Consider the following 25,281-nt stretch of genomic DNA (forward strand, 5'->3'; position numbering starts at 1 on the left):
CCCCGGCACTGACGGGAGAGAGGAGTGGCCGCCGTGACGACGTCCGCATCGGCCGTGATACCCATCGACGACCTCACCTTCTGGGAGGTGTGCGAGCGGCGGGCACGGCTCACCCCGGACCGGTTGATGATCGTCGACGAGCGGGACCGCCGGATCACCTTCGGCGAGTTCCGCGACCGGGCCGAGCGGGTGGCCGCGGGTCTGCACCAGCTCGGGATCGGCCCGGGATCCCGGGTGACCTGGCAGCTTCCGACCAGGATCGAGACCCTGCTGGTGTGCCTGGCGCTCGCTCGCCTCGGCGCCCACCAGAACCCGGTGATCCCGGCGGTGCGGGGCCGGGAGGTCGGCTTCGCGCTGCGCCAGACCGGCGCCGAGTGGGTCGTGCTGCCCGGCACCTGGAACGGGTTCGACTACGTCGAGATGGTCTCCGAGCTCGACTGGTCCGACGCCCCCCGGCCGCGGATCGTGGTCGTCGGGGTCGACGACCTGCCCGACGGCGACCCGGCGACCCTGCCGGCGCCGCCGACCGATCCGCGCGAGGCCCGCTGGACCTTCTACACCAGCGGCACGACGTCCGAGCCCAAGGGCGTGCTGCACTCGGACGAGTCGCTGATGTGGGGCGGGCGCGGTTACGCCGAGCGGATGCGGCTCGACGCCGACACGGTGTTCGCGATGCAGTTCGCCATCGCGCACATCGGCGGGCCGAACCTGTTCTGCTTCATGTTCTCCGTCGGGATCCGCACGCTGTCGGTGGAGCGGTTCGACCCGTCGTCTCTGGCGGAGCTGTTCCGCCGGCACCGGGTGAACCTGTGCGGCGGCAGCGTCGCCTTCGGCGAGCTGCTGCTGCGCGAGCAGCGTCGGCGCGGGGCCGGCCGGCTGCTGCCGGACCTGCGCCAGCTCGGCGGCGGCGCCGGCCCCACCCCACCGGCGATGTTCGACCAGATCACCGCCGAGCTCGGGGTGACCTACATCCCCGCCTACGGGATGACCGAGGTTCCGATGATCGCCGTCGGCTACCCCGACGACGACGTCGAGCTGCGCCGGGGGACCGACGGGGCGCCCGTGCGCGGCATCGAGATCCGAGCCGCCCGCCTCGACGGCACCGTCGCCGATCCGGGGGAGGAGGGCGAGCTGCAGATCCGCGGCCCGCAGGTGTGCAAGGGCTACCGGGATCCGGCGCAGAGCGCGCAGGCGTTCGTCGACGGCTGGTTACGCACCGGCGACCTCGGGATGGTCCGCCCGGACGGGCGGATCAAGCTCACCGGCCGGATCAAGGACATCATCATCCGCAAGGGCGAGAACATCTCCGCGCGGGAGGTCGAGGACCTGCTGGGCACCCACCCGCTGGTCGCCCGGGTCGCCGTGGTCGGCCTGCCCGACGACGAACGCGGCGAGCGGGTCTGCGCGGTGGTCGAGCGGGTGCCCGGCCAGCCCGACCTGGACTTCGCCGAGATGCAACGCCACCTGCTCGCCGCGGGCCTGGGCCGCTACAAGCTGCCCGAGCAGCTCGAGCTCACCGACGAGCTGCCCACCCAGGGTTCGATGCTCAAGATCTCCAAGGCGGCGGTCCGCCGCGAGCTGCTCGCCCGCGCCGGGGCCGGCACCTGACGGGAGTGCGGCGCCGGCCTGAGCCTGGGTCGGCGCCGCACTGCACCGCCACCGCACTGCACCGCCACCGCACTGCACCGCCACCGCACTGCACCGCCACCGCACTGTGCCGCCACCGCACTGTGCCGCCACCGCACTGTGCCGCCACCGCACTGTGCCGCCACCGCACTGTGCCGCCACCGCGCTGCGCCGTACCTGACGGATGGTCTGGGTCATCTGACGGACACGTCATCGGAAAAGGGCACTCAAATGCCCATCTCTGTATAAGTTTCCCCACCCCGCGAGATGTGGCATGCTTCACGAATCTGGCAGCGTGTAGACGTCCGGGGAGGTCGCAGTGGATCTCGGGATCGCGGATCGCGTCGCGGTGGTGTCCGGTGGTAGCCGCGGCATCGGGCGCGCGGTCGCCGAACTGCTGGCGGCCGAGGGGGCGCGGGTCGTCGTGACCGCCCGCGGCGCCGAGGCGGTCGGCGAGGTCGTGGAGACGATCCGCAAGAACGGCGGCGTCGCGCACGGCGTGGCGGCGGACATGACCGTCGGCGAGGAGATCGAGCGGGTCGTGGCGCAGGCCCGGGAGCAGTTCGGGCCGCCGGACATCGCCGTCAGCAACGTCCACGGCCCCGGCCCGGGGGACTTCTTCGACCTCACCGGGGACGACTTCGCCCGCGCCTTCCGGGAGATGACCCTCAGCGTCGTCCACCTCACCCGGCTGGTCGCGCCCGCGATGCGGGAACGCGGCTGGGGGCGGCTGGTCAACATCGGCTCGGGCGCGGCAAAGGAGCCGCCGCCCGAGCTCAAGCACATCCTCGCCAACACCGTGCGGGCGTCGGTGGTGACGCTCAACCGCTCGCTGGCCAACGAGTTCGGCCGCGACGGCGTCACCGTCAACACCATCGGCACCGGCTTCATCGCCACCGAACGCATGTGGGACTACGTCGGCGGCGTCGGGGCGCAGCGCGGCCTCGCGCCCGCCGACATGATGACCCAGTTCAGCACCGGCATCCCCGTCGGCCGCCCGGGCCGCCCGGAGGAGATCGCCGCCGTGGTGGCCTTCCTCTGCTCGGCCTGGGCCGGCTACGTCACCGGGCAGCTCATCCCGGTCGACGGCGGAGCGCTGCGCTCGGCGTTCTGAGCGCCCCGGCGGACCAGCGACCAACGGACCAGCGACCAGCGGATCAACGGACCCAGGGAGGCCACATGTCGGCCGGAGAAGCCCAGCCCCTCACCTTCGAGGACCTGCCCGTGCGCGACGACCGGGACGCCGCGTGGCGGCTCATCCGCGAACGCGGGGGAATCGTCCAGCTCGAACCCGACGTCGCGCTCACCGATCACACCCTCGTCGAGGCCGCGTTCCGTAATCCGGCGGTGTTCTCCTCCCGGCAGGCCTTCGACAGCCTCGGCAGCCCGCTCCCGCTGGTCCCGATCGCGTTCGACCCGCCGGAGCACGCCCGTTACCGGCACATCCTGCAGCCCTTCTTCAGCCCGCGCAGCATCAGGCCGTTGGAACCGGAGTTACGCCGCCAGCTCGCCGAGCTCATCGCGCCGCTGCCGGCGCGCGGCGCATGCGACTTCGTGGCCGACGTCGCGTCGGTCTTCCCGGTGCAGGCCTTCCTGACCTTCTTCGGTCTCCCGCTGGACATGCGCGACCAGTTCGTCGCCTGGAAGGACGCGATCCTCGCGTTGAGCGACCCGTCCGGGGCGATCAGCACCGACGAGGCCGACCTGCGCCACGCCGGCGAGCTGTTCACCTACCTGTCCGAGCTGGTGGCCGCCCGCCGCGGCGTTCCCGGTCCGGACGTGCTCAGCGAGCTGCTCTGCCTCGACGGCGACGACGCGCTCACCGACGCCGAGGTGATCGGCCTGTGCTTCCTGTTCGTCCTCGCCGGCCTGGACACGGTGACCGACGCCCTGGGCTTCGGGATGGAGCGCCTCGCCCGCAACCCCGACCGCCGCCAGGAGATCGTCGACGATCCCGGCCTCGTCCCCGCCGCCGTGGAGGAGCTGCTCCGCCTCGACCCGCCGGCGCCGTTCGTACCGCGGATCACCACGGCGCAGACCGAGCTCGGCGGCCGCACGCTGCCCGCCGGCACCCGGGTCACCGCCTACATCGCCGCGTGCAACCGCGACGAGGCGCGCTACCCCGATCCGTACGGGGTCGACTTCCACCGCGGCGACAACCCGCACGCCAGCTTCGGCGTCGGCGTGCACCGCTGCCTCGGCTCCCACCTCGCCCGCCTCGAGATGCGCCTGGTCTACGAGGAGTGGCACCGCCTCATCCCGCACTACGACATCGCGCCCGGGTTCGCGCCGACGGTGAAGTTCCCCCGCGGCACCGTCGGCCTGGAGGCCCTTCCGCTCGTCCTGACCCCGGGCGCGTCGCGGTGAGGGCCGCGATCGACCGTGACCTGTGCGTCGGGCACGGGTTGTGCTACATGCTCGCCCCCGACGTCTTCCAGGACGACGACGAGGGCTACGGCCAGGTGACGGCCGACGGCCCGATCGCCGCCGACCGCGTCCAGGACGCCCGGCGAGCCGCCGGATCCTGCCCCGAACGCGCGATCACCCTCACCCTCTCCGCCGCCGAGCGCACCGCCGACGCCACCGGCGGCTGACCGCGTCGCGACCGACCGGTGGCGCCCGCGGGCCGTGAGGATTCCCGTTCGCGGCATCCCTCTGTTTCTCCCCTCGTGCCGACGGCGTGGGGGGAGGCGCTGGATACGACAACCCGTTGAAGAAGAAGGGCACCTGTGTGAAGCGCCAGATATTACGACCGGCCGTGTGTCTCGTGGCCCTCGTCCTCGCGGTCGCCGCGTGCGGCAGCTCCGGCGGCTCCGGTGGCAGCTCGGGCGGGTCCGGGGGCGGCGCCTCGGCGGCCCCGGCGGCACCGAAGTCGCCGGCACCGACCGGCAGCCCGCTGGTCATCGGCACGGTGGGCCAGTTCAGCGGCTTCGCCGGCGTGATCTCCAAGGCGACGGCGGACGCCGTGCAGGCGTGGGCGCAGTGGACCAACGACCGGGGCGGCCTCAACGGGCACCCGGTCAAGGTCGTCGTCCGCGACGACGCCAACGACCCGGCCAAGTCCCTGGCCGCCGTCAAGGGCATGGTCGAGAACGATCACGTGATCGCGCTCGTCGGCACGCACGAGTCCGGGCTGGAGTCGGCCTGGCAGAAGTACATCGACGAGAAGAAGATTCCGGTGATCGGCGGATCCGCCACCGCGGCGCTGTGGCTGACCGACCCGAACTTCTTCCCGACCTCGGACACCGCCGTCAACTACGTCGTGTCCGAGGTGAACGCCGCCAAGATCGCCGGTAAGAAGAAGCTCGGCATGGTCGTCTGCGCCGAGGTCCCCGCCTGCGCGCAGGGACTCACGCTCGCCGGCGGCATCGCCACGAAGCTCGGGCTGCAGTTCGCCTCCGGCCTGGCGATCTCGTCGTCGTCGCCCAACTACACCTCCCAGTGCCTCAACATGCGCTCGGCCGGGGTGGACTCGATCATCCTCAACAGCTCGGGTGAGGTCAGCGAGCGCTTCGTCGCGGACTGCGCGAAGCAGAACTACCGCCCGCAGCTGATCTCCCCGGGGCAGAGCTTCCTCGACAAGCTGCTCGACAACGCCAACTACAACGGCGCCTACATCGCGAACGACTCGTTCAACTGGTTCGGCGGCGCGCCGGAGTCGGCCGACTTCCTGCAGGCGATGAAGACCTACAAGTCGAGCACCCCGCTGAACGCCAGCGCCAGCGCCGGGTGGGCGGCGGGCGTCACGTTCGGCAAGGCGGCCGCGAAGATCGGGCCCAGCCCGACCTCCGCCGACATCTACACCGGGCTCTACGCCCTGCCGGCGAAGAACACCCTCGGTGGGCTGATCCCGCCGACGACCTACACCAAGGACAAGCCGGCGGTCTCCACTCCGTGCGGCTGGTACGGCGTGATCAAGAACGGCAAGCTCACCGCTCCCCACGGCGCGGGCGCCATCTGCGTCGAGTAGCGGCTGCTGTCGAGTAGCGGCCGCGACGAGCCCGTGCCGGGGGAGTGCCCCGCCGGCACGGGCTCGTGGTCGTCGTCCCCCGCTCAGCGGCGCGCCGGACGCCGCATAGTCGTTGTGTCAGATTTGTTGCCGTTCCGTGGAGGGGGTCGTGGCACGTCGGCCCGCCCCGCCGACCGCGGGAGGCGACGGCTCCCGCCCCGCTCGCCCGCCAGGGCGTCCCGGTGGTCGTGGGATCGTGCTGGCGCGGCGGGCGCCCGGCGGGGCCGGCTTCACAGGGTGACGGTGCCAGCAGGAATGTGAGGTGAGCCGGCGCAGCTCGGATTCCGGTGACAGATCTGTTAGAAATGGAAGGGGTCGGTGGCTAATCGGCCCGCGGGCCGCGGCTGCCATCCGGGTACAGCGCCGCGGCCCGCTCATCGCTCATCGCTCATCGGTCAACGCCCATCGGTCAACGGTCAGCCTCGGCCGGGTGGCCGGCGGGCAGCAGCTCGGCGAGGAGCCGGTCGACGCGGGCGCGGATCTCGTCGCGAATGGGGCGCACGGCGTCGATGTCCTGGCCGGCGGGGTCGTCGAGCTTCCAGTCCTCGTAGCGGGTGCCGGGGAAGATCGGGCAGGCGTCGCCGCAACCCATGGTGATGACGACGTCGGAGTCCTCGACCGCGCCGACGGTGAGGATCTTCGGGGCCTGGTCGGTGAGGTCGATGCCGACCTCGGCCATCGCCGCGACGGCGGCGGGGTTGATCTGCTCGGCGGGCGCGGAGCCGGCCGAACGGACCTCGACGCGGTCGCCGGCGAGGTGGGTGAGCCAGCCGGCGGCCATCTGGGAGCGGCCGGCGTTGTGGACGCAGACGAACAGCACCGACGGTTTCGTCGTCATCCGAGCGGGTTCCTCTCGCGCGGTGGACGCCGCGCCCACCGCGGACGGGCGCACGCACCCGGACGGGTCGACGGGTGTGGGCGGGGTGACGGGCGTGGGCGGGGTGACGGGTGCGCGCGGGGTGACGGGTGCGCGCGGATAGAGCAGCCGCACCAGCCCGCAACCGACCGCGCCGCCGGCGGCCTGGGCGGCGATGAAGGCGGGGGCGGAGGCGGGGGCGATCCCCGCGAAGCTGTCGGAGAACATCCGCCCGACGGTGATCGCCGGGTTCGCGAAACTCGTCGAGCTGGTGAACCAGTAGGCCGCCCCGATGTAGGCGCCGACCGCGGCCGGAGCCCGTTCGGCCCGGTGGGACCGGGCCAGCGCGAAGATCAGCAGGATGAGGCCGGCGGTCGCGACGACCTCGGCGAGCACATGCGTCCCCGCGGCGCGGTGGTGGGTCGCGACCGATATCGCGGACCGGTCGAACATCAGGTTCGCCAGCACCGCACCACCGACGCAGCCGGCGACCTGCGCGGGCAGGTAGGCGGCGGCGTCGCGCCACGACAGCCCGCCGAACGCGGCGTCGACCAGGCTGACAACCGGGTTCAGATGCGCCCCGGACACCGGGCCGACCATGAGGATGACGGCGAACAGGCCGGCGGCGGTCGCCGCGGCGTTCTCCATCAGCTGCAACCCGACCTGGCCCGGACTGAGCTGGACCGCGGCGATCCCCGACCCGACGACCAGGGCGGCGAGCAACATGCTGCCCACCGCCTCGGCGGCCAGCCGCCGCGCCAACGCCGGCCGCCCACCCGGCTCGATGTCCGCCACGGGGTTCAGCGGGTCCCGGCAGGCGCCGGTTCGATCGCGACATCGACGGCGGTGTCGGTGGTGTCGGTGGTATGGGCGGTGTCGGCGGCGGCGGCGGTGGTGTCGGCGGTGGTGTCGGCGGCCGGGCCGCAGTCCACCCCCGGCCCGCAGGCGCAGGCCGATCCCGGCCCGCCGCCCGACCCCGGCCCGCCACCCGGCTCCACCATCCGCAGCGTCGGCACCGGCCCGTCGACGACGTCGGAGAGGACCGTGTAGACCTCCCACGGCGCGCCGTCGGGGTCGTCGACCCAGACCTTGTCCTGCACCGCGTAGCAGCAGGCGGTGTTCTCCTCGACCGCGGTCTCCAACCCGGCGCCCGCCAGCCGGGTCGTCGCGGCGGTGACCTCGTCGGTGGATTCGACCTCGACGCCGAGATGGTTCAACGCGCCCGCGACGCCGCTGCCGCGGACCTCCGGGTTCTCGATCAGCACCAGCTTCAACGGCGGCACGTCGACGGCGAAGTTCGCGTACCCCGGCCGACGCTTCGCCGGCCCGACCCCGAACAGCGTCGCGTAGAACTCCACCGCCGCGTCCACGTCGGACACGTTCAACGCCAACTGCACCCGCGCCATCACGATCACCCCACACATCGACAGTCGTCTATGTCCCGGTGAACGGAGCATCTCCGCAGACATAGACCGCTGTCAATCCCTCGTGGCATGCTGGACCGTATGGTCACGACCTCGACGCCCGCCCCCGCCACGGTGTCGACCGGTCGGCCGGACGAGACCGGCAGCGAGCTGGCCGGTGCGCTCGGGGCCTGTTGCCCGCCGCTGGCCGCCACGCCCCTGTCCGCCCACGACGCCGACCAGCTCGCCGCCGTGCTCAAGGCCATCGCCGTCCCCGCCCGGCTGCGACTGTTGTCGATGATCTACGCCCGCGACGGGGGTGAAGCCTGCGTCTGTGAACTCACCGAACCCCTCGGGCTGACCCAGCCGACCGTCAGCCACCACCTGAAGGTCCTCGTCGACGCCGGCCTGATCAGCCGGGACAAACGCGGCGTCTGGGCCTACTACCGTCCCGTGCCCGGCGCCCTCGCCGCCCTCGGCGCGCTGTTCACCCCCCGGCCCGACGCCACCGGCACACGGCCGGAGAACTGCGGGTAGGGCGTGGCACGTATCGACTGCGTCGGCAAGGCCAGGAGGCTGATGGCGGTCGGGGCGCGCACGGGTCCATAACCTCCTGCCGCTGCTGACCACACTTGGCCGTGACCACCGCCAACCGATCTACACCCTGTGCGTGATCGACAGGGTGCTGAACTGCTTCAGCCCGAACCCCATCCCGATGATCTTGGTGTTCCGCGGAACCGCGCCGTGGCGGCGCACAAGCAGGCTCAGGACAAGCGCCGCGCAAGGTCGGCGCACAGGCGGACGTCGCCGGCCGGCGGTAGGACGACTGACATACTTCCCTGGATGCCCCCGGGTCTTGTCGCAGGGGGCGCGGCGGCCCGGGGCGGCAGGTTCGCCCGGCTCTGGCCAGGGCGGGTCCACCGCCGCCGGGCTGGTCCCATCGTCGAGGAAAGGCTGGTTGCATGGGCGTAACTATCGAGGTCCTGTCGCCGGGGGATGGCAAGACCTTCCCCAAGAAGGGGGACGCGGTGACGATTCACTACGTCGGCACCCTGCTCGGCAGCGGCAAGAAGTTCGACTCCTCCCGTGACCGGGGGGAGCCGTTCAGGACCGAGATCGGTGTCGGCAGGGTGATCAAGGGGTGGGACGAGGGGGTCCCCCAGCTCTCGCTCGGCGAGAAGGCGGTACTCACCATCACGCCCGACTACGGGTACGGGCCTCGGGGCTTCCCGCCCGTCATCCCGCCCAACTCCGACCTCGTCTTCGAGGTGGAACTCCTCGCGATCAACTGAGCTGACGCGAGAAGGATCCGCGGCCCGGCTGTCGCCCTGGAGCCGGACCGCGGATCCCCCGGCCGCGTCCGTCGGCAAGGTCGTCGACCGTTGCCGGCGGGCGCCACCGAGTCACGGGGGAACGTCACCGGGCGGGAGAACCGCCGCCCGGTTCTGCGCGGCCGGCCGCGGGCGCGCGCCTCGCCGTCAGCGGGGCAGCAGGAACTGCGCGGCGCCGGCGATGGCCACGCCGCCGGTCTGACGCGCGCAGCTCAGGTCCACCGAGACCAGCCGGCCCTCGGGCTGCTCCTCGATGGCCGTGACCACCCCGGAGCAGGTCAGCACGTCGTCCGGCCAGACCTGCTCGCGGAAGCGGACGTGGAACCGGCGGACGTTCTCCGCGCCCAGCCAGTCGGTGGCGAAGGTGGCCAGCAGGGCCGCCTGGTGCATCCCCTGGGAGAACACCGACGGGTAGCCGGCACGTTGGGCGAACGTGTCGTCGTAGTGCATCGGGTTGAGGTCGCCCGACGCCCCCGAGTAGCGCACGAACATCTGCCGGGTGAGCGGCCCGAACGAGCGCGGCTCGGGGGAGGAACCCACCGCGAGGTCGGCGAGGGTGGTGCCGGGGGCCGTCATGCCTTCGTCTCCGTCCCCGTGGCCGTGGCCGCATCCGCCTTGGGCTCTGCGGTCTTGGTGGCCTCTGCGGTCGTGGTGGGCTCTGCGGTCGTGGTGGGCTCTGCGGTCGTGGTGGGCTCTGCGGTCTTGGTGGCCTTCGCGGTCTCGATGTAGGTCGCGCGGCCCTCGGCGACCAGGGTGCCCGCCTCGTCGCGGAACTCGGTGACGATGACGGCGAACTTCATGGTGCCCCCGCGCCGGCCGGGCTTCTCGTAGCGCTCGGCGAGGCGCTCGGCGGCGTAGAGGGTCTGCCCGGCGCGCGGCGGCGGGCCGTGGAAGATGTACTCCTGCTCGCCGTGCAGCAGCCGGCGGCGGTCGAACCCGTGCGGCACGCGGGCACCCTCGGGCGCCCAGCGGTTGGCGTTGATCAGAAACGTCGGCGGGACCACGGCGTCCGGGTGCTGGTATTCCGGCGCCTCGGACTGCATGGCGAGGGCGAACTCACGGATCTTGCCGCGTTCGATCGGGAACTCCCACGCGGCGCCCGCCTCGCTGGGTGCGCTCATCAACTGCTCCGTCGGGTCGTCGGTCGAGGTGGTCAGGCGGTGCGCCCGGGGTCGCGATCTCACCGGCCCGTCGCCGGGCGGCGCCGTCGTGCTGCGTACTGCGTGCCGCGCCACCGTGACGTGCTGCACGCTAGCAGGAGGCAGAACAACTTTCTAACACTGCCGTCATTCTCCGTGGGCGTCTCCGCGGGCGCCTGTCCGCGGGCGGTGCGGTTCAGGCGGCGGTTCAGGCGGCGACGCGGTCGAGGCCGCGGCGGATCATCCTGATGGTGCGGCGGGCGTAGGCGGAGGCGACCCGTTCCGGCAGCCCGCCGCTGGTCATCAGCAGCACGCCGAGGCGGCTGTTGATCAGCGTCATGACGGTGGCGGCGAGCAGTTCGTAGTAGTCGATGTGCTCGACCGGCCGGCCGGACAGCTCCTGGTAGCGGGCGATGATCGCGGCCCGGTCGGGCACGCCCTCCAGCCGGGTCAGGCGCTGCGCCTCGCAGAGGAAGTCCTCGAACATCAGCCACCAGCCGAGGTCGATGCCGGGCGGGCCGACGGTGGCCGTCTCCCAGTCGAACATCGCCTGCACGGACTCCTCGGCGCCGAAGCTGATGTTGCCGACCCGGGCGTCGCCCCACACGATGCCGGCGGAGGAGTCGTCGGGGCGCTCGCGCAGCAGGTGGTCCACGGCGGCGGCGACGGTCTCGGGCTCCCAGCGCAGGCTCGGCTGCGCCCAGGTGTGCCAGTCGCGCAGCCCCGCCAGGTAGCGGTCGAGCGCGGTGCCGGTGCCCTCGGGCGTCAGGAAGTCGAAGCCGTCGTGCACGTCGATGCGGTGCAGTGCGACCAGGGCGGCCAGCGCGTTGTCGTGCATCACCGACCGCTGCGCCGGGCTGAGTTCGACCGTCCAGCCCTCGGCGTGCCAGCTCGGGACGTCGCCGGGCACCCGGCCGTCGACCCGGCCCATCAGGTAGAACGGCGAGCCCAGCACGGTGGGATCGGGCTCGATGTACCAGATGGTCGGCACCGGCACGCCCGGGTGCGGGGCGAGCGCCTGCATGATCCGGGCCTGGCGGACCGCGTCGGGGGTCACGAAGAGCTGGTGGCCGGTGGGCTCGATGCGCAGCACGAGGTCCTCGGCGCGGCGCGGGCCGTCCGGCGGGGTCCAGGCCAGGTGCAGGTAGAGGGTCTCGTTGGAGTAGCCGGCCTTCGGCGAGGTCAGGGGCGAGATCTCCACGTCGGTGGCGCCGTGCCGATCCCGCAGCCACCCGGCCAGGACCTCCCGGGTCTCCTCGAGATCGCGTCGTGCCGTGGTGGCCATCCTGACTCCTTCCGCCCGCGTGTCCCGGTTGTCGACCGCCCGGACCGGCTGATCGCCCAAATACTAGACACGGATGTCAGAATAGGGGCATGACGACGAACAGGGACCGCGATCTGACCGGTGCTGCCCGGGTGGCGGACCGCCTCGGCGCCTACGTCCTGCCCGGCCGGGTCGCCGATCCGCGGCCCGCGATCGGTCAGGCGCAGACCGCCGAGCACCTCGGGCTCGGCACCGTGTGGCTCAGCGAGCGGTGGGGGACCAAGGACTTCGGCGTGCTCGCGGGCGCCATCGGCCAGGCCACCAGCCGGGTGCGCATCGCCTCGGGCATCACCCACTTCCTCGTGCGTCACCCCGTCGTGCTGGCCTCCACCGCGATGACGGCGCAGGCGCTCAGCAGCGGGCGCCTGACGCTGGGCTTCGGCCGTTCGGTCGGCCCGATGTGGAAGGCCGTCGGCCTGCCGGCGATGACCAACCAGGTGCTCGTCGACTCCGCCGACATGCTGCGCCGGCTGTGCCGGGGGGAGAAGGTCTCCTACGACGGCCCCGCCGGGCGCTTCCCGGTCATGCGCCTGGGCGACCTGCCCGACGTCGCGCCGCCGGAGCTGGTGTTCGCCGCGATCGGCCCGAAGAGCCTCGCGCTCGCCGGGGCGCACTTCGACGGCGCGCTGCTGCACCCCTTCCTCACCCCGGAGGCCGTCGCCCGCTCGGTGGCGATCGTGCGCAAGTCCGCGGCCGAGGCGGGGCGTGACCCGTCGACGGTGAAGGTCTACGCCACCGTCGTGGTCGCCCCCGACCTCACGCCCGAGGAGGAGACGGCGGTGGTCGGCGCGCGGGCGGTGACCTACTTCCAGATCCCGGGCTTCGGCGAGCGCCTCGCCGGGGTGAACGAGTGGGGCGTCGAGCCGCTGGCGGCGCTGCGCTCCCACCCGCTGATGGCCGGCCTGCGCGGGTCCGCCGACAACGTCTTCACCCGCCACCAGCTGCTCGACGTCGCCGCCACCCTGCCCCCGTCGTGGCTGACCGACGCCGCCGCGGTGGGCTCCGCGGGCACGTGCGCCGCCCGCCTCGACGACTACCTCGACGCCGGCGCCGACGAGCTGGTCCTGCACGGCTCCACCCCGGAACTGCTCGGCCCGGTGCTGCAGCACTTCGCCGCGCGAACCCCGGCGAACACAGCCGGTGCGTAGTCCGCGCGGGTACTGTTTGCACATCGGTGACATGAACGCCAGAATTAAGTGATCATACGGTCGGGCGGGAGCCCGGGCGTCGTCCTCCTCGGGCCGGTCCGGTCGTGGCCCGGCCGCCCGACCTGATCATCAGTGGGAAAGAGACCTCCTTGTACACCCACGAGAATCTCTTCATCGGCGGCTGGGTGCCGCCGGCCTCGTCCAGGGTGATCGACGTGTTCTCCCCGGCGACCGAGGAGCCGATCGGGCGCGTGCCGAGCGCCTCGATCGCCGACGTCGACGCGGCGGTGGCCGCCGCCCGCGCCGCCTTCGACACCGGCCCCTGGCCGGCGCTCGACCCGGCCGAGCGCGCGCAGATCGTCGGCCGGCTCGGCAAGGCGATCCGGGCGCGGGCGGAGGAGTTCGCCGATCTGATCTCCGCGGAGGTCGGCTCGCCACGGGCGTGGTCGACCCTCGGCCAGGTCGGGATCGCCACCGCCGTGTTCGCCACCTACAGCGGCATCGGACGCAGCCACGAGTGGGAGACGACCCGCAAGGGCGGCTTCGGCGGCCCGGTGCGGGTGCGCCAGGTGCCCGTCGGCGTGGTCGGCGCGATCGTGCCGTGGAACGCGCCGCTGTTCGTCGCCGCCCTCAAGCTCGCCCCGGCACTGCTGGCCGGCTGCACCGTCGTGCTCAAGCCGGCCCCCCAGACCCCCCTGCACACCTACCTGCTCGCCGAGGCGGCCGAGGCGGCGGGCCTGCCCCCGGGCGTGCTGTCCATCGTCCCCGGCGAGGCCGCGGCCAGCGAGCACCTGGTCCGCCACCCCGGCGTCGACAAGATCAGCTTTACCGGGTCGACGGCCATCGGCCGCCACATCGGCGAGCTGTGCGCGCGCGACCTGCGCCGCTGCACGCTGGAGCTCGGTGGCAAGTCGGCGGCGATCCTGCTGCCCGACGTCGACCTCGGCACGAGCACCGTCGAGGCGATCGTCGGCGGGGCGATGTCCAACGGCGGGCAGATCTGCGTCTCCCAGACCCGCGTGCTCGCCCCCCGCGAGCGCTATGACGAGGTCGTCGACGCGCTCGGCGCCCGCATCGGCGCGCTCACCGTCGGCGACCCGCGCGACCCGGCCACCGAGGTCGGCCCGCTGATCTCCAGCCAGGCCCGCGAGCGGGTCGAGGGCTACCTGAGTTCCGCCGAGGCCGACGGCGCCCGCCTGGTCACCGGCGGCGGTCGGCCCAAGGGCCTCGACCGCGGCTGGTACGTGGAGCCGACCCTGTTCGCCGACGTCGACAACGGCATGCGGGTCGCCCGCGAGGAGATCTTCGGCCCGGTCATGGTCGTGATCGGCTACGACGGCGTCGACGACGCGGTGCGCATCGCCAACGACTCCGACTACGGCCTCGCGGGCGCGGTGTGGACGACCGACATCGCCGCCGGCGAGGCGGTCGCCGGGCGCATCCGCGCCGGCGGCGTCGGGGTGAACTCCAGCGCCGGAATGGATCTGGGCAGCCCGTTCGGCGGGTTCAAGCAGTCCGGCATCGGCCGCGAGGGCGGTCCGGAGGGGCTGGCGGCCTACACCGAGTACCAGTCGATCATCCTGCCGGCGGGCTGACCCCCAGGCGGGCCGACCGGCCGCCGCCCCCAGCACCGAACCACCGACCAGTACCGGATCGCCGACCAGGAGCGGACCGCCGGTAGCGACGAGAGGACCACACGACAGTGCAGACCAAGGCCGCGGTGCTCTGGGAGCCGAACGCCCCGTGGGCGGTCGAGACGATCGAGCTCGACCCGCCCAAGCACGACGAGGTGCTGGTCGAGCTCCACGCCTCGGGCATCTGCCACTCCGACGAGCACCTCGTCACCCGCGACATGCCCTTCCGCATCCCCTGCATCGGCGGGCACGAGGGCGCCGGGGTCGTGCGCGAGGTCGGTGCGCACGTGTCCTGGCTCAAGCCCGGCGACCACGTCGTGTTCGGGTTCATGCCGTCGTGCGGGCGCTGCCCGTCCTGCTCGACCGGCCACCAGAGCCTGTGCGACCTCGGCGCCAAGCTCTACAGCGGGCGGCACATCTCCGACGACGGCTACCGCCACCACGCCAAGGGCGAGGACATCTCCACCGCCTGCCTGATCGGCTCGTTCGCCCACCACACGGTGGTCAACGAGGCCAGCGTCATCAAGATCGACAACCATTACCCGCTGGACCGGGCCTGCCTGCTGGGCTGCGGGTTCGTCACCGGCTGGGGCTCGGCGGTCTACGCCGCCCAGGTCCGCCCCGGCGACGCCGTGGTCGTCGCCGGGGTCGGCGGCATCGGCGGCGCGGCCATCCAGGGCGCCAAGCTCGCCGGCGCCAAGGTGATCGTCGCGATCGAGCCGGTCGAGACGAAGAAGGACAAGGTCCTCGAGCTCGGCGCCACCCACGTCGCGACCTCCTGGCAGGAGGCCCCCGCCGTCGTCGCCGAGGCGACCTGGGACCGCGGCGCCGACGTGTTCATCTGCGCGATGGGCGTCGGCGACGGCAAGCTGGTCAAGAAGGCCCTGCGGATGACGGCCAAGCGGGGCACCCTCGTCGTCACCAACATCCACCCGGCGACGGAGACGTCCATCGACGTGAACCTGATGGACCTCACCCTCACCGAGAAGCGCATCATCGGCACGCTCTACGGCTCGGGCAACCCGCGCGCCGACATCCCCAAGCTGCTGGAGCTCTCCAGCGTCGGCCAGGTCGATCTCGACATCATGGTGTCGCGGACCTACCCCCTCGACGACATCAACGACGCGTTCGACGACCTGCGCGCGGGCACGAACCTGCGCGGCGTGCTGCGCTACCCGGCCGCCGACGCCGCCGCCTGATCCGTCCCGCTCGCCTGCCCGGCTCGCCCCCCCCGGGTCCCGCCCTCCCCACGTCTCGCCGCACCCAGCGCGCCGCACCCAGCTCGTCGCACCCAGCTCGTCGCACCCAGCTCGCCGCCACCGTCCGAACGACCACCGGAGCGCGCCGCACCCGTCCCGCGGTGCCGCCGCACAGCACGAGGAGAACCGGCCCATGAGCCTGATCGCTGACGTCGACCTGGACGATCTCGACTGGTGGACCCGGCCCGCGGCCGAACGCGACGCCTACTTCGCGAGCGTGCGCGCGTCCGGGGAACGCCCCTACTTCCCCGAACTCGACCTTGCCGGCAACACCCGGGGCCGCGGCTTCTACGCGGTGACCCGCTACGCCGACGTGATGGAGGTCAGCCGCCGGCCCGAGGACTTCTGCTCCGGCGAGGGCACCAACATCTTCGACCAGCCGCTGGACCTGCGGGAGTTCTTCGGCTCCATCATCGCGATGGACAACCCGCAGCACGCCCGTCAGCGCCGGATCATCTCCCGTGGGTTCACCGCGAAGAACCTGGAGGCGCTGCGCGCCAACGTCGGCGAGGTGACCCGGGAGGTCCTCGCGACGGTGGCGGAGAAGGGCGAGTGCGACTTCGTCACCGAGGTCGCCGCGCTGATCCCGCTGCGCATCGTCAACGACATGATGGGCATCCCGCGCAGCCAGGAGCAGTTCATCTTCGAGTCGACCAACAAGCTGCTCGGCGCCAGCGACCCGGAGTACGTCCCCGACCAGAGCCCGCGCGGGGTCGCGAAGAACCTGTCCCGGGTCGGCGACGACTTCGCCGAACTGCTGCGCGAGCTCGCCGCCGACCGGCAGCGCAACCCCGGCGACGACCTCATCAGCCTCCTCGTCGCCGCGGAGGGCGAGAACCTCACGGCGCAGGAGCTCGCCTCCTTCTTCATCCTGCTGGTCGGCGCCGGCAACGAGACCACCCGCAACGCCATCGCGCACGGCCTGCTCGCGCTGACCCAGAACCCCGACCAGCGGGCCCTGTGGGCTTCCGACGTCGACGGCCTCACGCCGACGGCCGTCGACGAGGTCGTCCGCTGGGCGTCGCCGGTGCTGCACATGCGCCGCACCGTCACCGCCGACGGGGTGCGCCTCGGCGACCAGGAGTTCCGCGAGGGCGACAAGCTCGTGCTGTGGTACCGCTCGGCGAACCAGGACGAGTCGGTGTTCCCCGACGGCACCCGCTTCGACGTGCGCCGCGACCTCACCCCGCCGCACCTCGGCTTCGGCGCTCCCGGCCCGCACTTCTGCCTGGGCGCGCACCTCGCCCGCCTCGAGCTGTCGGTGGTGTTCAAGGCGCTGTTCGAGTACCTTCCCGACATTCACGCCGTGGAGGAGCCGCAGTTCCTGCGGACGAACTTCCTCCACGGCATCAAGCACCTCAAGGCCGCCTACACCCCGACCACGGTCCGCGCCTGACCGCCCTCGAGGCGCATGCAATGCCCCCCACACCCCTGGAGGCCGTGTGAGCCATTCCCGCGAAGAAGTGGAAGCAGCATTCAAGAACTACTACTTACTCGGGCCGGTCGCCGAGGACTGGAAGCGCTGGGCGCACGAGTGCTTCACCGAGGACGCCTGGTACAAGGACCACTACTGGGGCACCTTCCACGGCCAGGACGAGATCGAGGAGTACCTCGACGTCACCATGTCCTGGTCGCCGGGCACCTACACGCCGATGATCTGGTACACGATCGACGGTGACACGGTGGTCTGGAAGGGCATCAACTGGGCCGACAACTACAAGGTGCCCGGCGGCCCCAAGGTCGGCGCCGAGTCGATCCAGATTCTGGAGTACGCGGGCAACGGCCAGTTCAAGTCCGAAGAGGACTACTGGATCGCGTACGAGATGAAGCGTTTCGGCAAGTGGTACGCCGAGTTCGGCCAGCCGTACACCCCCGGCGACATCACGCTGACCCGCGACGACTGGGGCACCTGGGTCGACTGGGCCCGCCCCGAGCCCGGCCACGTGCCGCGCCCGTCGTGGGTGGACCGCCCGGGCCTGAAGCCGACGTTCAACGTCAAGGAGATCGGCTTCGGCGTGCGTAACCCGACGATCGACGACCCGATCGAGTAGCCCGCCCCCGGCCGGGGCACCGCAGTCCGGTGCCCCGGCCGTCGCGCGTTGCAGGCTAATCCGCGGGGAGCACGCTCAGTCCGGCCGACCACAGCGGCAGCGGCGGCGGCGGGCAGGGGTGCTCGACGATCCCGCGCTCGGCGAGGTACTTGCGCCAGGCGGTCTTGTCCAGGAACGGGTGCCCGACGCCCATGATGACGCCGTACATCTCGCAGCCCTCCGGGCCGGCCTCCCAGGGGCCGAAGGTGTCGCCGTACTCCAGCATGATGTGCGAGCCGGGGCCGCAGACATGGGTGCCGTCCGAGACCTGCCCGCGGGTGACGAAGATCGAGTGATCCCCGTGGTGCCCGTGCCGAGGCGTGATCGCGCCGGGATCCCACTTGTTGTAGAAGCAGACGTAGCGCGGCGAGAGCTGGATCCACGCCTCCTGGATCCGCGCGATCCGCCCGTCCGGATACTCCAACCGGGTCACATCGAACCAGTGCGCGTCATCCAGCGATGTGACAATCGGTCCACCGTGCATCGCCCGGCCCCGCTTTCCGCGGCAACAATGTCGAATGTGTCCGCATATTAGCGCGTGGTATTGTTCGCGACCAGCGATCCAGTTATCCGTCCTCCTGTCCGTGCCGTGGCCGGGCGCAACGTGTCACGTCCGTTGCTCCGGCGGAAGGGGCGCATAGCGGTGACATGCTGGTGGCCGAATCTCGCTGACAGATCGCTACCGGCTGGAGTCAGTGTCAGGTCTGACCGCCTCTCGGGGGTGTGATCGACGATGATCACCTGGCGACGGCTCGAGGAGTCCGACTTCGCCCTGCTGCGGGGGTGGCTGGAGCAGCCCTCCGTCGCCAGGTGGTGGAACCACGAGACCACGGCAGAAGCAATCAGGCGCGACTTCGGTCCCGCGGCCCGCGGCGAGGAACCGTCGGAGGATTTCCTCGCCCTGCTCGACGACCGGCCCGTCGGTCTGGTGCAACGGTGCCGCCTCGCCGACTACCCGGAGTACCGCGACGAACTGGTGCCCATCGTGGACATCCAGGCCGGTGCCATGAGCATCGACTTCCTGATCGGCGAGCCCGACCAGCAAGGGCGCGGCCTGGGCAGCCGCCTGATCGCCTCGATGATCGGGCGCATCTGGACCGACCACCCTGATGCGACCTGCATCGTGGTGCCGGTAGTGGCGGCCAATCGGGCGTCGTGGCGAGCACTGGAGAAGGCAGGCCTCCGACGCGTCGGGCAGGGCCCACTCGCGCCGGACAACCCCGCTGACGACCCACTGCACTACGTGTATCGCGTGGATCGGCCCGACGCCGGCTAACCGCGCTTCCCGCTTGTACCCACCGGATCCCCGTGGCGACTGCGAACTCATCCCCCGGACCGCCTTCACCCGTAGGGCTGGCTGCGATCCGAAGGAGGGGCCGCTCGCTGGCTGGTCAGGCGGTGGCGAGCAGGTCGGCTGGGGGCTGGCTGTAGGGGTTGCGGCGGGGTCGTCGGTGAGGGTCGATGCGGTGGGGTGGGATGTAGGCGGGTCGGCCGTCGTCGAGGAAGGTGATCTGCCAGCCGTCGTGGTGGATCTGGCGGTGGTGGTGGCCGCAGAGCAGGGTGAGGTTGGACAGGGCGGTGGTGCCGCCGTCCTTCCAGTGGATCACGTGGTGGGCTTCGCACCAGGAGGGTGGCCGGTCGCAGCCTGGGAAGGTGCATCCTTGATCGCGGGCGGTGAGGGCGCGGCGCAGGTGAGCGGGAACGGTGCGGGTAGATCGTCCGATGTCGAGGGGGACGCCGGCGGGGTCGAGCAGGATCCGGCTGGTTTCGGCGTCGCAGGTCAGTCGGGCGAGCACGCTGCTGGGGAGGGGGAGACCCCAACTGGTGGTGGCGGGGGTGGCACCGGTGGCGAGCAGGGTGTTCCAGGGGATGGTGACGGTGAGGTGGGGTCGCACTCCGCCGGATTCGGGTAGTGCGGCGGCGCCGAGGGCGCGGGTGACGAGGTCGATGAGGGCGTCGGCGCGACGGCGGGCGGGGCTGCGCCGGTCAGGGGTGCCGTCGGTGGCGGGGCGGGGTGCGGCGAGGCTGTCGAGGGCGGTGCGGAGCAGGGCGGCGGCTTCGGCGTCGAGTTCGCCGCCGATCAGGGTGGTGCCGGCGGGGGTGTCGGTGAGGGTGAGGCGGCGGATGTCCGCCGGATCCGGACTTGGCTTCTCCCCACCCGGTTCCCCTGTACCACCGTCGCTGACTGGTCCGCCACCGTCTGGTCCGCCACCGTCTGGACCGCCGCTGCCGGGACGGTTGTGTTCGCCGGTGCGGCTGTCGGCGTGGGGGTCGTCGCCGCCGGGGGAGGAGTCGACGGTGGTCAGGGCCTCGCGTTGCCGGGCGGCGATTTTGATCAGTTGGTAGGGGTCGACGGTGCGGGCGAAGCCGAGCAGGGCCTGCTCGGCTTCGATCCGCTGTTCGGGTGTCACTTCAGCGGGCAGGGCGCGCATTGCGTCGCAGACGACGATGGCGTGTTCGATGGTGATGTCTCCTGCGGCCAGGGTAGTTCCGGTGGCCTGGCAGGTGGCGGCGGTGTCGCGGGCGAGGGTCACCTGCCGGCGGGCTTCCCGGGGGGACAGCGCCAACCGGTCGCGGAGCCAGGCGGCGGTGTCGACCGCGCCCTGATGGAGGGCGAAGCCGCGGTCGTGGGCCTCGACGAGCAGCCGGCCCCGGGCGGCGGCGACCCGGCCGACCAGCCGGCACACCCCCTCGATCAGCCCGTCGAGTTCGTCGTCGGCCAGCCGCCAGGTCGCCCCGGCGAGCAGGCCGTCGACCTGCCCGGAGATGACCGCCAGCCGGGCGGGTAACCCCGGGCTGTCGCCGATGTCGTCGTCGATTTCCATGAATCAACGGTAGGACAACAATCGCCGGATGTCGAACACGTGTTCGTTCGCTGTTGGCGGAGCCGACACGGGAACCATCGCGGTGGAGCTCCCCGGAACAGGCGGACGTGCTCGGGACACGGCCGTCCGTCGTGCGGCCCTGGGAGTCGCCGGCGTCCAGGCCGCGGCCGGGCGACGGTCAGTCGCCGGACCGGGTGGCGCGAACCTGGAGGCGGACGTAGTCGACGACGGGTTCGGGCAGGCGGGCGGCGACTGCGTCGACGAAGTCCGCGCGTTCGCCGTGGGGGAGACGGTCGAGATGCGCGCCCAGCACCACCGTCCCCAGACAGGTCCGGAACTGCTCGACCTGTTCGAACCGGGCGGGATCCGGCGTCAGCGTCACCTCGACGTCGGTGAACCCCGCGTCGAGCAGGCGACGAGTCGTGTCGTCGACGCCGGCGAAGTTCCACACCCGCGGCGCGCTCGGCAGCACCTCGTCGAGGGCGTGGACGATGCTGGCGACATTGCCCTGGCCGCCGCATTCGAAGGCGAGCTGGGCCTCCGGCCGCATGACCGCGGCCAGATTCCTGAAGACCGTGTCGTGATCGGGCAGCCAGTGGAAGGCGGCGACGCTGACGACGGCGTCGACCGGGGTGTGGACGGGCAGCGGTTCCAGCAGATCGGCCTGGATCACCTCGACGCGATCGAGGCGGTCGGCGAGCCGGGCGCGTAGCTGCGCGAGCATGGCGGCGGAGCCGTCCAGGGCGATCACGCGCCCGTCGGGCAGCAGGTCGAGCAGGGCGCTGGTGTCCCGCCCGGTGCCGCAACCGGCATCGAGGACCGTCTCGGCGCCGGTCAGGGTGAGCCGACCGAGCGTCTTTCTACCCCAGTACAGATGGGGGAGAGGTAACGAGTCGTAGGTGCGCGCGTCCCACTCGCGAGGCATGACCCCAACAGTAGCCAGGACGACACGACTGGCGGGGCCGTCGCGGTGTCGGTTGCGGCGGCCCTCGCAGCCCCGCCGCGCCGCCGTCCGGCGCCGATGGATGCACCGGGCGGCGGCGCGGTCGGGGTCAGGACGCCGGGGTGCCGCGCTCGCGGGTGATGGTGGACAGGGTGGCGGGCTTGCCGGAGGGGCCGGCCGTCGTCACCCGGTACAGCGAGACCGTGCGGCCGCGGTGGATGAGCTCGGCGGTCGCGGTCACCTCGGTGCGCAGGTCCGCCGGGCGCAGGTAGTTCACCCGGATCGCCGTCGTGCGTTCCGGGACGGCCGGGTCGGCGAGCGCCTCGGTGGCGAGCTCGGCGGTGCAGAACAGCACGCCGCCGTGCACCGTGCCGCCGCCGTTCTCGAACGCCGGGTTGGCGGGCAGGAGGAACCGGCCGACGGCGCCGTCGCGCCCGGGGCCGGCGATGGTCTCGTCCCCGGCGTCGGCCCGGGTCAGGGCCGCCAGCAGCGAATGGTGCGCGGCGGGCGGCAGCATCGCCGGCGCGCCGTCGAGGTAACCTGCCGCCGTGCCCGGGATGCTGACGAAGCGGCAGCGGCCGATGCCGACGACGACCAGCCGGCCGTCGCCGTCGCGGACCTCGCAGCGGGCCGTCCCGCCGGCGGGATCCCGCCCGAGCAGCTCGGCGCTGGCCGTCAGCAGGTCGCCGGACCACGGCGGCGGGGTGACGACGTCTACGGAGAGCTCGGCGGTGACCGAGTGGGAGTTCTCCGGCCGGGCGTCGTAGACCTCCATCCCGATCGCGGAGTCCACCAGGACGCCGAGCGAGCCGATCGTCGCGAGGCCGTCGGGGCCGTCGAGCCACGGGCCGAGCTGCATCGTGACGCGCACGCCGCGCTCGTCGCGGCTCACCTGGCTGAGCCGGAAGCGGCTCTCGGCGTACTCCCGGGCCGGCGGGGACGCGGCGGCCGGCGCGTTCGGCGCGGGCGCGGCGTAGGTGGAGGATTCGGCGCGGGCCGCCGGGACGAGGCCACCTGTCGAGGCGTCGGCGGTCGGTGAGGTTCCGGTCTCGGTCATCGCCGCGTCACCGTAGCAGCTCGCGGGCGATGATCATCTTCTGGACCTCGGAGGCGCCCTCGCCGAGGCGCTTGACCCGCAGGTCGCGGAACCAGCGCTCCAGCGGCATCTCCTTGGACAGGCCGAGCGCGCCGAACATCTGCACGCACCGGTCCAGCACCCGGTAGGCGGCCTCGGTGCCGTACATCTTGCACACCGACGCGTCGACCCTCACGTCCTTGCCGAGGTCGGCGTTCCAGGCCGCCTGGTACATCAGCAGCCGGGCGGCACGCAGCTCCACCTCGCTGTCGGCGATCATCCACTGGATGCCCTGCTTGTCGGCCAGCCGCGAGCCGAAGACCTCGCGCTGCTTGACCCAGTCGATCGCCATCCCCAGCGCCTGCTGGGCGATGCCGATCGGGCCGGCGGCATAGGCGATGCGCCCGGAGACCAGGAACTGCGAGGCCAGGTTGAAGCCCTGGCCCTCCTCGCCGATCCGGTTGGCGACCGGGATCCGGACGTTGTCGAAGTGCAGCTCGTACGGCGCGTAGGAGGTCATCACGTCGATCGGGAACTTGGTCAGCCCCTCGACGTCGTTCGGCAGGATGAAGCAGCTGATCCCGTCGCGCCGACCCGGCTCGCCGGTGCGGGCGTAGAGCACGCCCCAGGCCGCCGACCCGGCGTGGGTCGTCCACATCTTGGTGCCGTTGATGACGTAGTGGTCGCCGTCGCGCTCGGCGCGGCAGCGGATCGCCCGCGCCGGGTCGGAGCCGCCCGACGGCTCGCTGATCGCGGTGAACGCCCGGCCCGCCCTACCCTCGATGATGGGGCGGGCGTACGTCTCGAACTGCTCCTTGGTCGCGGAGAACATCACCGTCGGCGGGTTGCCGCCGAACGCCCCGCAGGCCGGGAAGAACGCGCCCATCCGGCACTTCGCCGCCTCTTCGGCGACGACGACCTGGCCGAGCACGCTCAGCCCCGCGCCGCCGAACTCCGCCGGGGTCTGCAGCGCCCACAGGTCCGCCGCGCGGGCCTTGGCCTGCAGGGGCCCCAGCAACTCGGGCGGCAGGCCGGCCGCGTCGTGGGGGAGTGTGTCCTCCAGCGGGCGGACCTCGGTCTCCATGAAGCGGCGCACCGTGTCGGCGAGCATCCGGAACTCGTCCGGGAGCTCCCAGGCACCGGTGGGGAACGTGTCGGAGCCGCTGGACGGCGTTGCCGTTACGGACACGGCGCCTCCTTCGTTGTCTGGTCGAGATCGAGATTGTGGTCGGGGGCGCGGCGGGAGATCAGGTCCACCCGGCGAGGACCTCGGCCACGGTGACCGCGGTGCGCGGCGGGACCCGCGGCGCGGCGGGGACGCTGCGCGAGAACCGCGGCGCGGGGGCGGGTTGCGTCACGCCGGCGACGTCGATCAGGACCTCTCGGGCGGCCATGTGCGGGTGCGCGGTGGCCTCGTCGAAGTCCAGCACCGGGGTGACGCAGGCGTCGAGGGGGTCGAACACGGCCGCCCACTCGTCGCGGGTGCGCCCGGCGAAGGCCTTGGTGAACGCCTCGCGCAGCTCCGGCCAGCGGGCCCGGTCGTCCTGGCCGGGCAGCGTGGCCGGGTCGAGGCCAAGACCGGTGACGAACGTGGCGTAGAAGCGGGGCTCGAGCGCGCCGACGGCCATGTAGCGCCCGTCGGCGGTGGCGTAGACATCGTAGAACGGCGCGCCGGTGTCGAGGCGGTTGGAACCGCGCTCGTCGTTCCAGCGGCCCCGCCCGCGCAGCCCCCAGACCATGTGCGCGAGCAGACTCGCGCCGTCGACGATGGCCGCGTCGATGACCTGGCCGCGCCCCGAGCGCTCCCGCTCGACCAGCGCGGCGAGGATGCCCACCACCAGGTAGGTCGAGCCGCCGCCGAAGTCGCCGACCAGGTTCAGCGGCGGCAGCGGCGGCTCGCCGGCGCGGCCGACGGCGTTGAGCACGCCGGTGATCGACAGGTAGTTGATGTCGTGGCCGACCCGGTCCGCCAGCGGTCCCTGCTGGCCCCAGCCGGTCATCCGCCCATAGACCAGCCGCGGGTTGCGCCGCGCGCAGTCGTCGGGGCCGAGGCCGAGGCGCTCGGTGACGCCGGGACGGAAGCCCTCGATCAGCACGTCGGCGCCGGCGATCAGGTCCAGCACGCCGTCGCGGGAGGCGGGATCGCCCAGGTCGGCCTCGACGAGGCGGCGCCCGCGCTGCACCGGCTCGGCCGGCACGCCCGGCGCCGGCACGGACCCCGGCCGGGCCACCCGGACCACGTCCGCGCCCAGGTCGGCGAGCATCATCGCCGCGTGCGGGCCGGGACCGATCCCGGCGAGCTCGACTACCCGGATGCCGGCGAGTGGGCCCGCGGCGCTCGTCCCTTCGGGCAACGCCCGTCCCTCCTCCTGGTTCCCGCCCGTGCGCCGGGCGCCGGAAGGGATCGTCGCGCCGGCCTTCGCCGGGCGGGGTCTGGGTTCAGGTGGGCTCAGTCGAGCTCATCTGACACCATGTTTATAGCATCGGTGCCCCGTTGCAGGCATTTTATGATCTTCAATGGGCCATGGTTCTGGCATCTTCGTCGGCCGCCGAGGCGTAGCCGGTTGCGGGGCGCTTCGCGGGTCGGCGGCGGATGCGTGGGAGAGCGCCTCCATGGCT

Annotated in this window: 24 protein-coding genes and 1 pseudogene; 13 read left to right on the forward strand and 12 right to left on the reverse strand. The window is 72.3% G+C overall.

All coding sequences use genetic code 11. The annotated features are described in order from the left end of the window. Positions 1-33: 33 nt before the first annotated feature. The 5 genes from FRAAL_RS14665 (at position 34) to FRAAL_RS14685 (ending at position 5,596) form a co-directional block, all read left to right on the forward strand. Entirely contained in the window at positions 34-1,608 is a 1,575-nt protein-coding gene (locus tag FRAAL_RS14665) for a class I adenylate-forming enzyme family protein (RefSeq protein WP_041940552.1), read from the forward strand. A gap of 337 nt (positions 1,609-1,945) precedes the next feature. Then, positions 1,946-2,740, forward strand: coding sequence for an SDR family oxidoreductase (locus tag FRAAL_RS14670; RefSeq protein ID WP_011604509.1), 795 nt, complete (start codon positions 1,946-1,948; stop codon positions 2,738-2,740). Between the two features lie 65 nt (positions 2,741-2,805). Continuing rightward, positions 2,806-3,993, forward strand: coding sequence for a cytochrome P450 (locus FRAAL_RS14675; protein WP_011604510.1), 1,188 nt, complete (start codon positions 2,806-2,808; stop codon positions 3,991-3,993). Beyond that, positions 3,990-4,220 carry a ferredoxin gene (locus tag FRAAL_RS14680; protein WP_011604511.1) on the forward strand — a complete coding sequence of 77 codons (231 nt, stop codon included), beginning with the start codon at positions 3,990-3,992 and terminating at the stop codon, positions 4,218-4,220. Before FRAAL_RS14675 ends, FRAAL_RS14680 begins: the two co-directional genes overlap by 4 nt. A gap of 164 nt (positions 4,221-4,384) precedes the next feature. Continuing rightward, complete coding sequence (locus FRAAL_RS14685) at positions 4,385-5,596, forward strand: ABC transporter substrate-binding protein (protein ID WP_231861653.1); 1,212 nt, start codon at positions 4,385-4,387, stop codon at positions 5,594-5,596. Positions 5,597-6,044: 448 nt separating this feature from the next. Here FRAAL_RS14685 and FRAAL_RS36355 read toward each other — a convergent pair whose 3' ends face one another. From FRAAL_RS36355 to FRAAL_RS34960, 3 genes and pseudogenes are all read right to left on the reverse strand, one after another. Further along, positions 6,045-6,473, reverse strand: coding sequence for an arsenate reductase ArsC (locus FRAAL_RS36355; RefSeq protein WP_197537290.1), 429 nt, complete (start codon positions 6,471-6,473; stop codon positions 6,045-6,047). 117 nt (positions 6,474-6,590) lie between these two features. Further along, positions 6,591-7,217, reverse strand: a pseudogene (locus tag FRAAL_RS36360) (aquaporin); the annotation flags it as partial. Between the two features lie 74 nt (positions 7,218-7,291). Next, a complete protein-coding gene (locus FRAAL_RS34960; RefSeq protein ID WP_083867002.1) occupies positions 7,292-7,897 on the reverse strand; it encodes an ArsI/CadI family heavy metal resistance metalloenzyme in 606 nt (201 codons plus the stop codon). Between the two features lie 99 nt (positions 7,898-7,996). Here FRAAL_RS34960 and FRAAL_RS14700 point away from each other — a divergent pair, with 99 nt between their 5' ends. After that, positions 7,997-8,431, forward strand: coding sequence for an ArsR/SmtB family transcription factor (locus FRAAL_RS14700; protein WP_041939335.1), 435 nt, complete (start codon positions 7,997-7,999; stop codon positions 8,429-8,431). Positions 8,432-8,856: 425 nt separating this feature from the next. Further along, a complete protein-coding gene (locus tag FRAAL_RS14705) occupies positions 8,857-9,186 on the forward strand; it encodes an FKBP-type peptidyl-prolyl cis-trans isomerase (RefSeq protein ID WP_011604517.1) in 330 nt (109 codons plus the stop codon). Positions 9,187-9,372: 186 nt separating this feature from the next. Here the strand turns inward: FRAAL_RS14705 and FRAAL_RS14710 are convergent, their stop codons facing one another. The 3 genes from FRAAL_RS14710 to FRAAL_RS14720 all read right to left on the reverse strand — a co-directional run bounded on the left by FRAAL_RS14710 (position 9,373) and on the right by FRAAL_RS14720 (position 11,649). Further along, positions 9,373-9,801, reverse strand: a complete 429-nt coding sequence (locus FRAAL_RS14710; protein ID WP_011604518.1) for a MaoC/PaaZ C-terminal domain-containing protein — start codon at positions 9,799-9,801, stop codon at positions 9,373-9,375. Then, positions 9,798-10,346, reverse strand: a complete 549-nt coding sequence (locus FRAAL_RS14715; protein WP_041940554.1) for an FAS1-like dehydratase domain-containing protein — start codon at positions 10,344-10,346, stop codon at positions 9,798-9,800. Before FRAAL_RS14715 ends, FRAAL_RS14710 begins: the two co-directional genes overlap by 4 nt. Positions 10,347-10,572: 226 nt before the next feature. Beyond that, positions 10,573-11,649 carry a phosphotransferase family protein gene (locus tag FRAAL_RS14720; RefSeq protein ID WP_041939336.1) on the reverse strand — a complete coding sequence of 359 codons (1,077 nt, stop codon included), beginning with the start codon at positions 11,647-11,649 and terminating at the stop codon, positions 10,573-10,575. Positions 11,650-11,738: 89 nt separating this feature from the next. Here FRAAL_RS14720 and FRAAL_RS14725 point away from each other — a divergent pair, with 89 nt between their 5' ends. From FRAAL_RS14725 to FRAAL_RS14745, 5 genes are all read left to right on the forward strand, one after another. Further along, complete coding sequence (locus FRAAL_RS14725) at positions 11,739-12,836, forward strand: TIGR03857 family LLM class F420-dependent oxidoreductase (RefSeq protein WP_011604521.1); 1,098 nt, start codon at positions 11,739-11,741, stop codon at positions 12,834-12,836. A 149-nt stretch (positions 12,837-12,985) separates the two neighbouring features. After that, complete coding sequence (locus FRAAL_RS14730; RefSeq protein ID WP_041940555.1) at positions 12,986-14,431, forward strand: aldehyde dehydrogenase; 1,446 nt, start codon at positions 12,986-12,988, stop codon at positions 14,429-14,431. Between the two features lie 107 nt (positions 14,432-14,538). Beyond that, on the forward strand, positions 14,539-15,669 hold the full coding sequence (locus FRAAL_RS14735; protein ID WP_011604523.1) for an NDMA-dependent alcohol dehydrogenase: 1,131 nt from the start codon (positions 14,539-14,541) through the stop codon (positions 15,667-15,669). A 193-nt stretch (positions 15,670-15,862) separates the two neighbouring features. Then, complete coding sequence (locus FRAAL_RS14740) at positions 15,863-17,125, forward strand: cytochrome P450 (RefSeq protein ID WP_011604524.1); 1,263 nt, start codon at positions 15,863-15,865, stop codon at positions 17,123-17,125. A gap of 46 nt (positions 17,126-17,171) precedes the next feature. Next, entirely contained in the window at positions 17,172-17,780 is a 609-nt protein-coding gene (locus FRAAL_RS14745; protein ID WP_011604525.1) for a nuclear transport factor 2-like protein, read from the forward strand. A 55-nt stretch (positions 17,781-17,835) separates the two neighbouring features. Here FRAAL_RS14745 and FRAAL_RS14750 read toward each other — a convergent pair whose 3' ends face one another. Then, the gene (locus FRAAL_RS14750) at positions 17,836-18,252 is read right to left on the reverse strand and encodes a cupin domain-containing protein (RefSeq protein ID WP_231861654.1); all 417 of its coding nucleotides are present in this window, start codon (positions 18,250-18,252) and stop codon (positions 17,836-17,838) included. Between the two features lie 300 nt (positions 18,253-18,552). Between FRAAL_RS14750 and FRAAL_RS14755 the strand changes: the two genes are divergently transcribed. Then, entirely contained in the window at positions 18,553-19,095 is a 543-nt protein-coding gene (locus FRAAL_RS14755) for a GNAT family N-acetyltransferase (RefSeq protein ID WP_011604527.1), read from the forward strand. 115 nt (positions 19,096-19,210) lie between these two features. On the opposite strand, the gene FRAAL_RS14760 is transcribed toward FRAAL_RS14755, so the two are convergent. The 5 genes from FRAAL_RS14760 to FRAAL_RS14780 all read right to left on the reverse strand — a co-directional run bounded on the left by FRAAL_RS14760 (position 19,211) and on the right by FRAAL_RS14780 (position 25,016). Next, complete coding sequence (locus FRAAL_RS14760) at positions 19,211-20,644, reverse strand: HNH endonuclease signature motif containing protein (RefSeq protein WP_011604528.1); 1,434 nt, start codon at positions 20,642-20,644, stop codon at positions 19,211-19,213. Positions 20,645-20,822: 178 nt separating this feature from the next. Further along, positions 20,823-21,569, reverse strand: coding sequence for a class I SAM-dependent methyltransferase (locus FRAAL_RS14765; protein WP_011604529.1), 747 nt, complete (start codon positions 21,567-21,569; stop codon positions 20,823-20,825). 127 nt (positions 21,570-21,696) lie between these two features. Continuing rightward, on the reverse strand, positions 21,697-22,644 hold the full coding sequence (locus FRAAL_RS14770) for a PaaI family thioesterase (protein WP_011604530.1): 948 nt from the start codon (positions 22,642-22,644) through the stop codon (positions 21,697-21,699). A 7-nt stretch (positions 22,645-22,651) separates the two neighbouring features. Beyond that, positions 22,652-23,851, reverse strand: a complete 1,200-nt coding sequence (locus FRAAL_RS14775) for an acyl-CoA dehydrogenase family protein (RefSeq protein WP_011604531.1) — start codon at positions 23,849-23,851, stop codon at positions 22,652-22,654. Between the two features lie 58 nt (positions 23,852-23,909). After that, a complete protein-coding gene (locus FRAAL_RS14780) occupies positions 23,910-25,016 on the reverse strand; it encodes a CaiB/BaiF CoA transferase family protein (protein WP_011604532.1) in 1,107 nt (368 codons plus the stop codon). Positions 25,017-25,281 lie beyond the last annotated feature (265 nt).

The sequence above is a fragment of the Frankia alni ACN14a genome (genome assembly GCF_000058485.1).
GTDB classification, from domain to species: domain Bacteria; phylum Actinomycetota; class Actinomycetes; order Frankiales; family Frankiaceae; genus Frankia; species Frankia alni.

Bases quoted from the DNA above. Each gene is read 5' to 3' on its own strand.
- FRAAL_RS14760 (WP_011604528.1), bottom strand. From the start codon at position 20,644: ATGGAAATCGACGACGACATCGGCGACAGCCCGGGGTTACCCGCCCGG.
- FRAAL_RS34960 (WP_083867002.1), bottom strand. From the start codon at position 7,897: ATGGCGCGGGTGCAGTTGGCGTTGAACGTGTCCGACGTGGACGCGGCG.
- FRAAL_RS14740 (WP_011604524.1), top strand. From the start codon at position 15,863: ATGAGCCTGATCGCTGACGTCGACCTGGACGATCTCGACTGGTGGACC.
- FRAAL_RS14755 (WP_011604527.1), top strand. From the start codon at position 18,553: ATGATCACCTGGCGACGGCTCGAGGAGTCCGACTTCGCCCTGCTGCGG.
- FRAAL_RS14715 (WP_041940554.1), bottom strand. From the start codon at position 10,346: ATGAGCGCACCCAGCGAGGCGGGCGCCGCGTGGGAGTTCCCGATCGAA.
- FRAAL_RS14720 (WP_041939336.1), bottom strand. From the start codon at position 11,649: ATGGCCACCACGGCACGACGCGATCTCGAGGAGACCCGGGAGGTCCTG.
- FRAAL_RS36355 (WP_197537290.1), bottom strand. From the start codon at position 6,473: ATGACGACGAAACCGTCGGTGCTGTTCGTCTGCGTCCACAACGCCGGC.
- FRAAL_RS14765 (WP_011604529.1), bottom strand. From the start codon at position 21,569: ATGCCTCGCGAGTGGGACGCGCGCACCTACGACTCGTTACCTCTCCCC.
- FRAAL_RS14710 (WP_011604518.1), bottom strand. From the start codon at position 9,801: ATGACGGCCCCCGGCACCACCCTCGCCGACCTCGCGGTGGGTTCCTCC.
- FRAAL_RS14705 (WP_011604517.1), top strand. From the start codon at position 8,857: ATGGGCGTAACTATCGAGGTCCTGTCGCCGGGGGATGGCAAGACCTTC.
- FRAAL_RS14725 (WP_011604521.1), top strand. From the start codon at position 11,739: ATGACGACGAACAGGGACCGCGATCTGACCGGTGCTGCCCGGGTGGCG.
- FRAAL_RS14675 (WP_011604510.1), top strand. From the start codon at position 2,806: ATGTCGGCCGGAGAAGCCCAGCCCCTCACCTTCGAGGACCTGCCCGTG.
- FRAAL_RS14700 (WP_041939335.1), top strand. From the start codon at position 7,997: ATGGTCACGACCTCGACGCCCGCCCCCGCCACGGTGTCGACCGGTCGG.
- FRAAL_RS14770 (WP_011604530.1), bottom strand. From the start codon at position 22,644: ATGACCGAGACCGGAACCTCACCGACCGCCGACGCCTCGACAGGTGGC.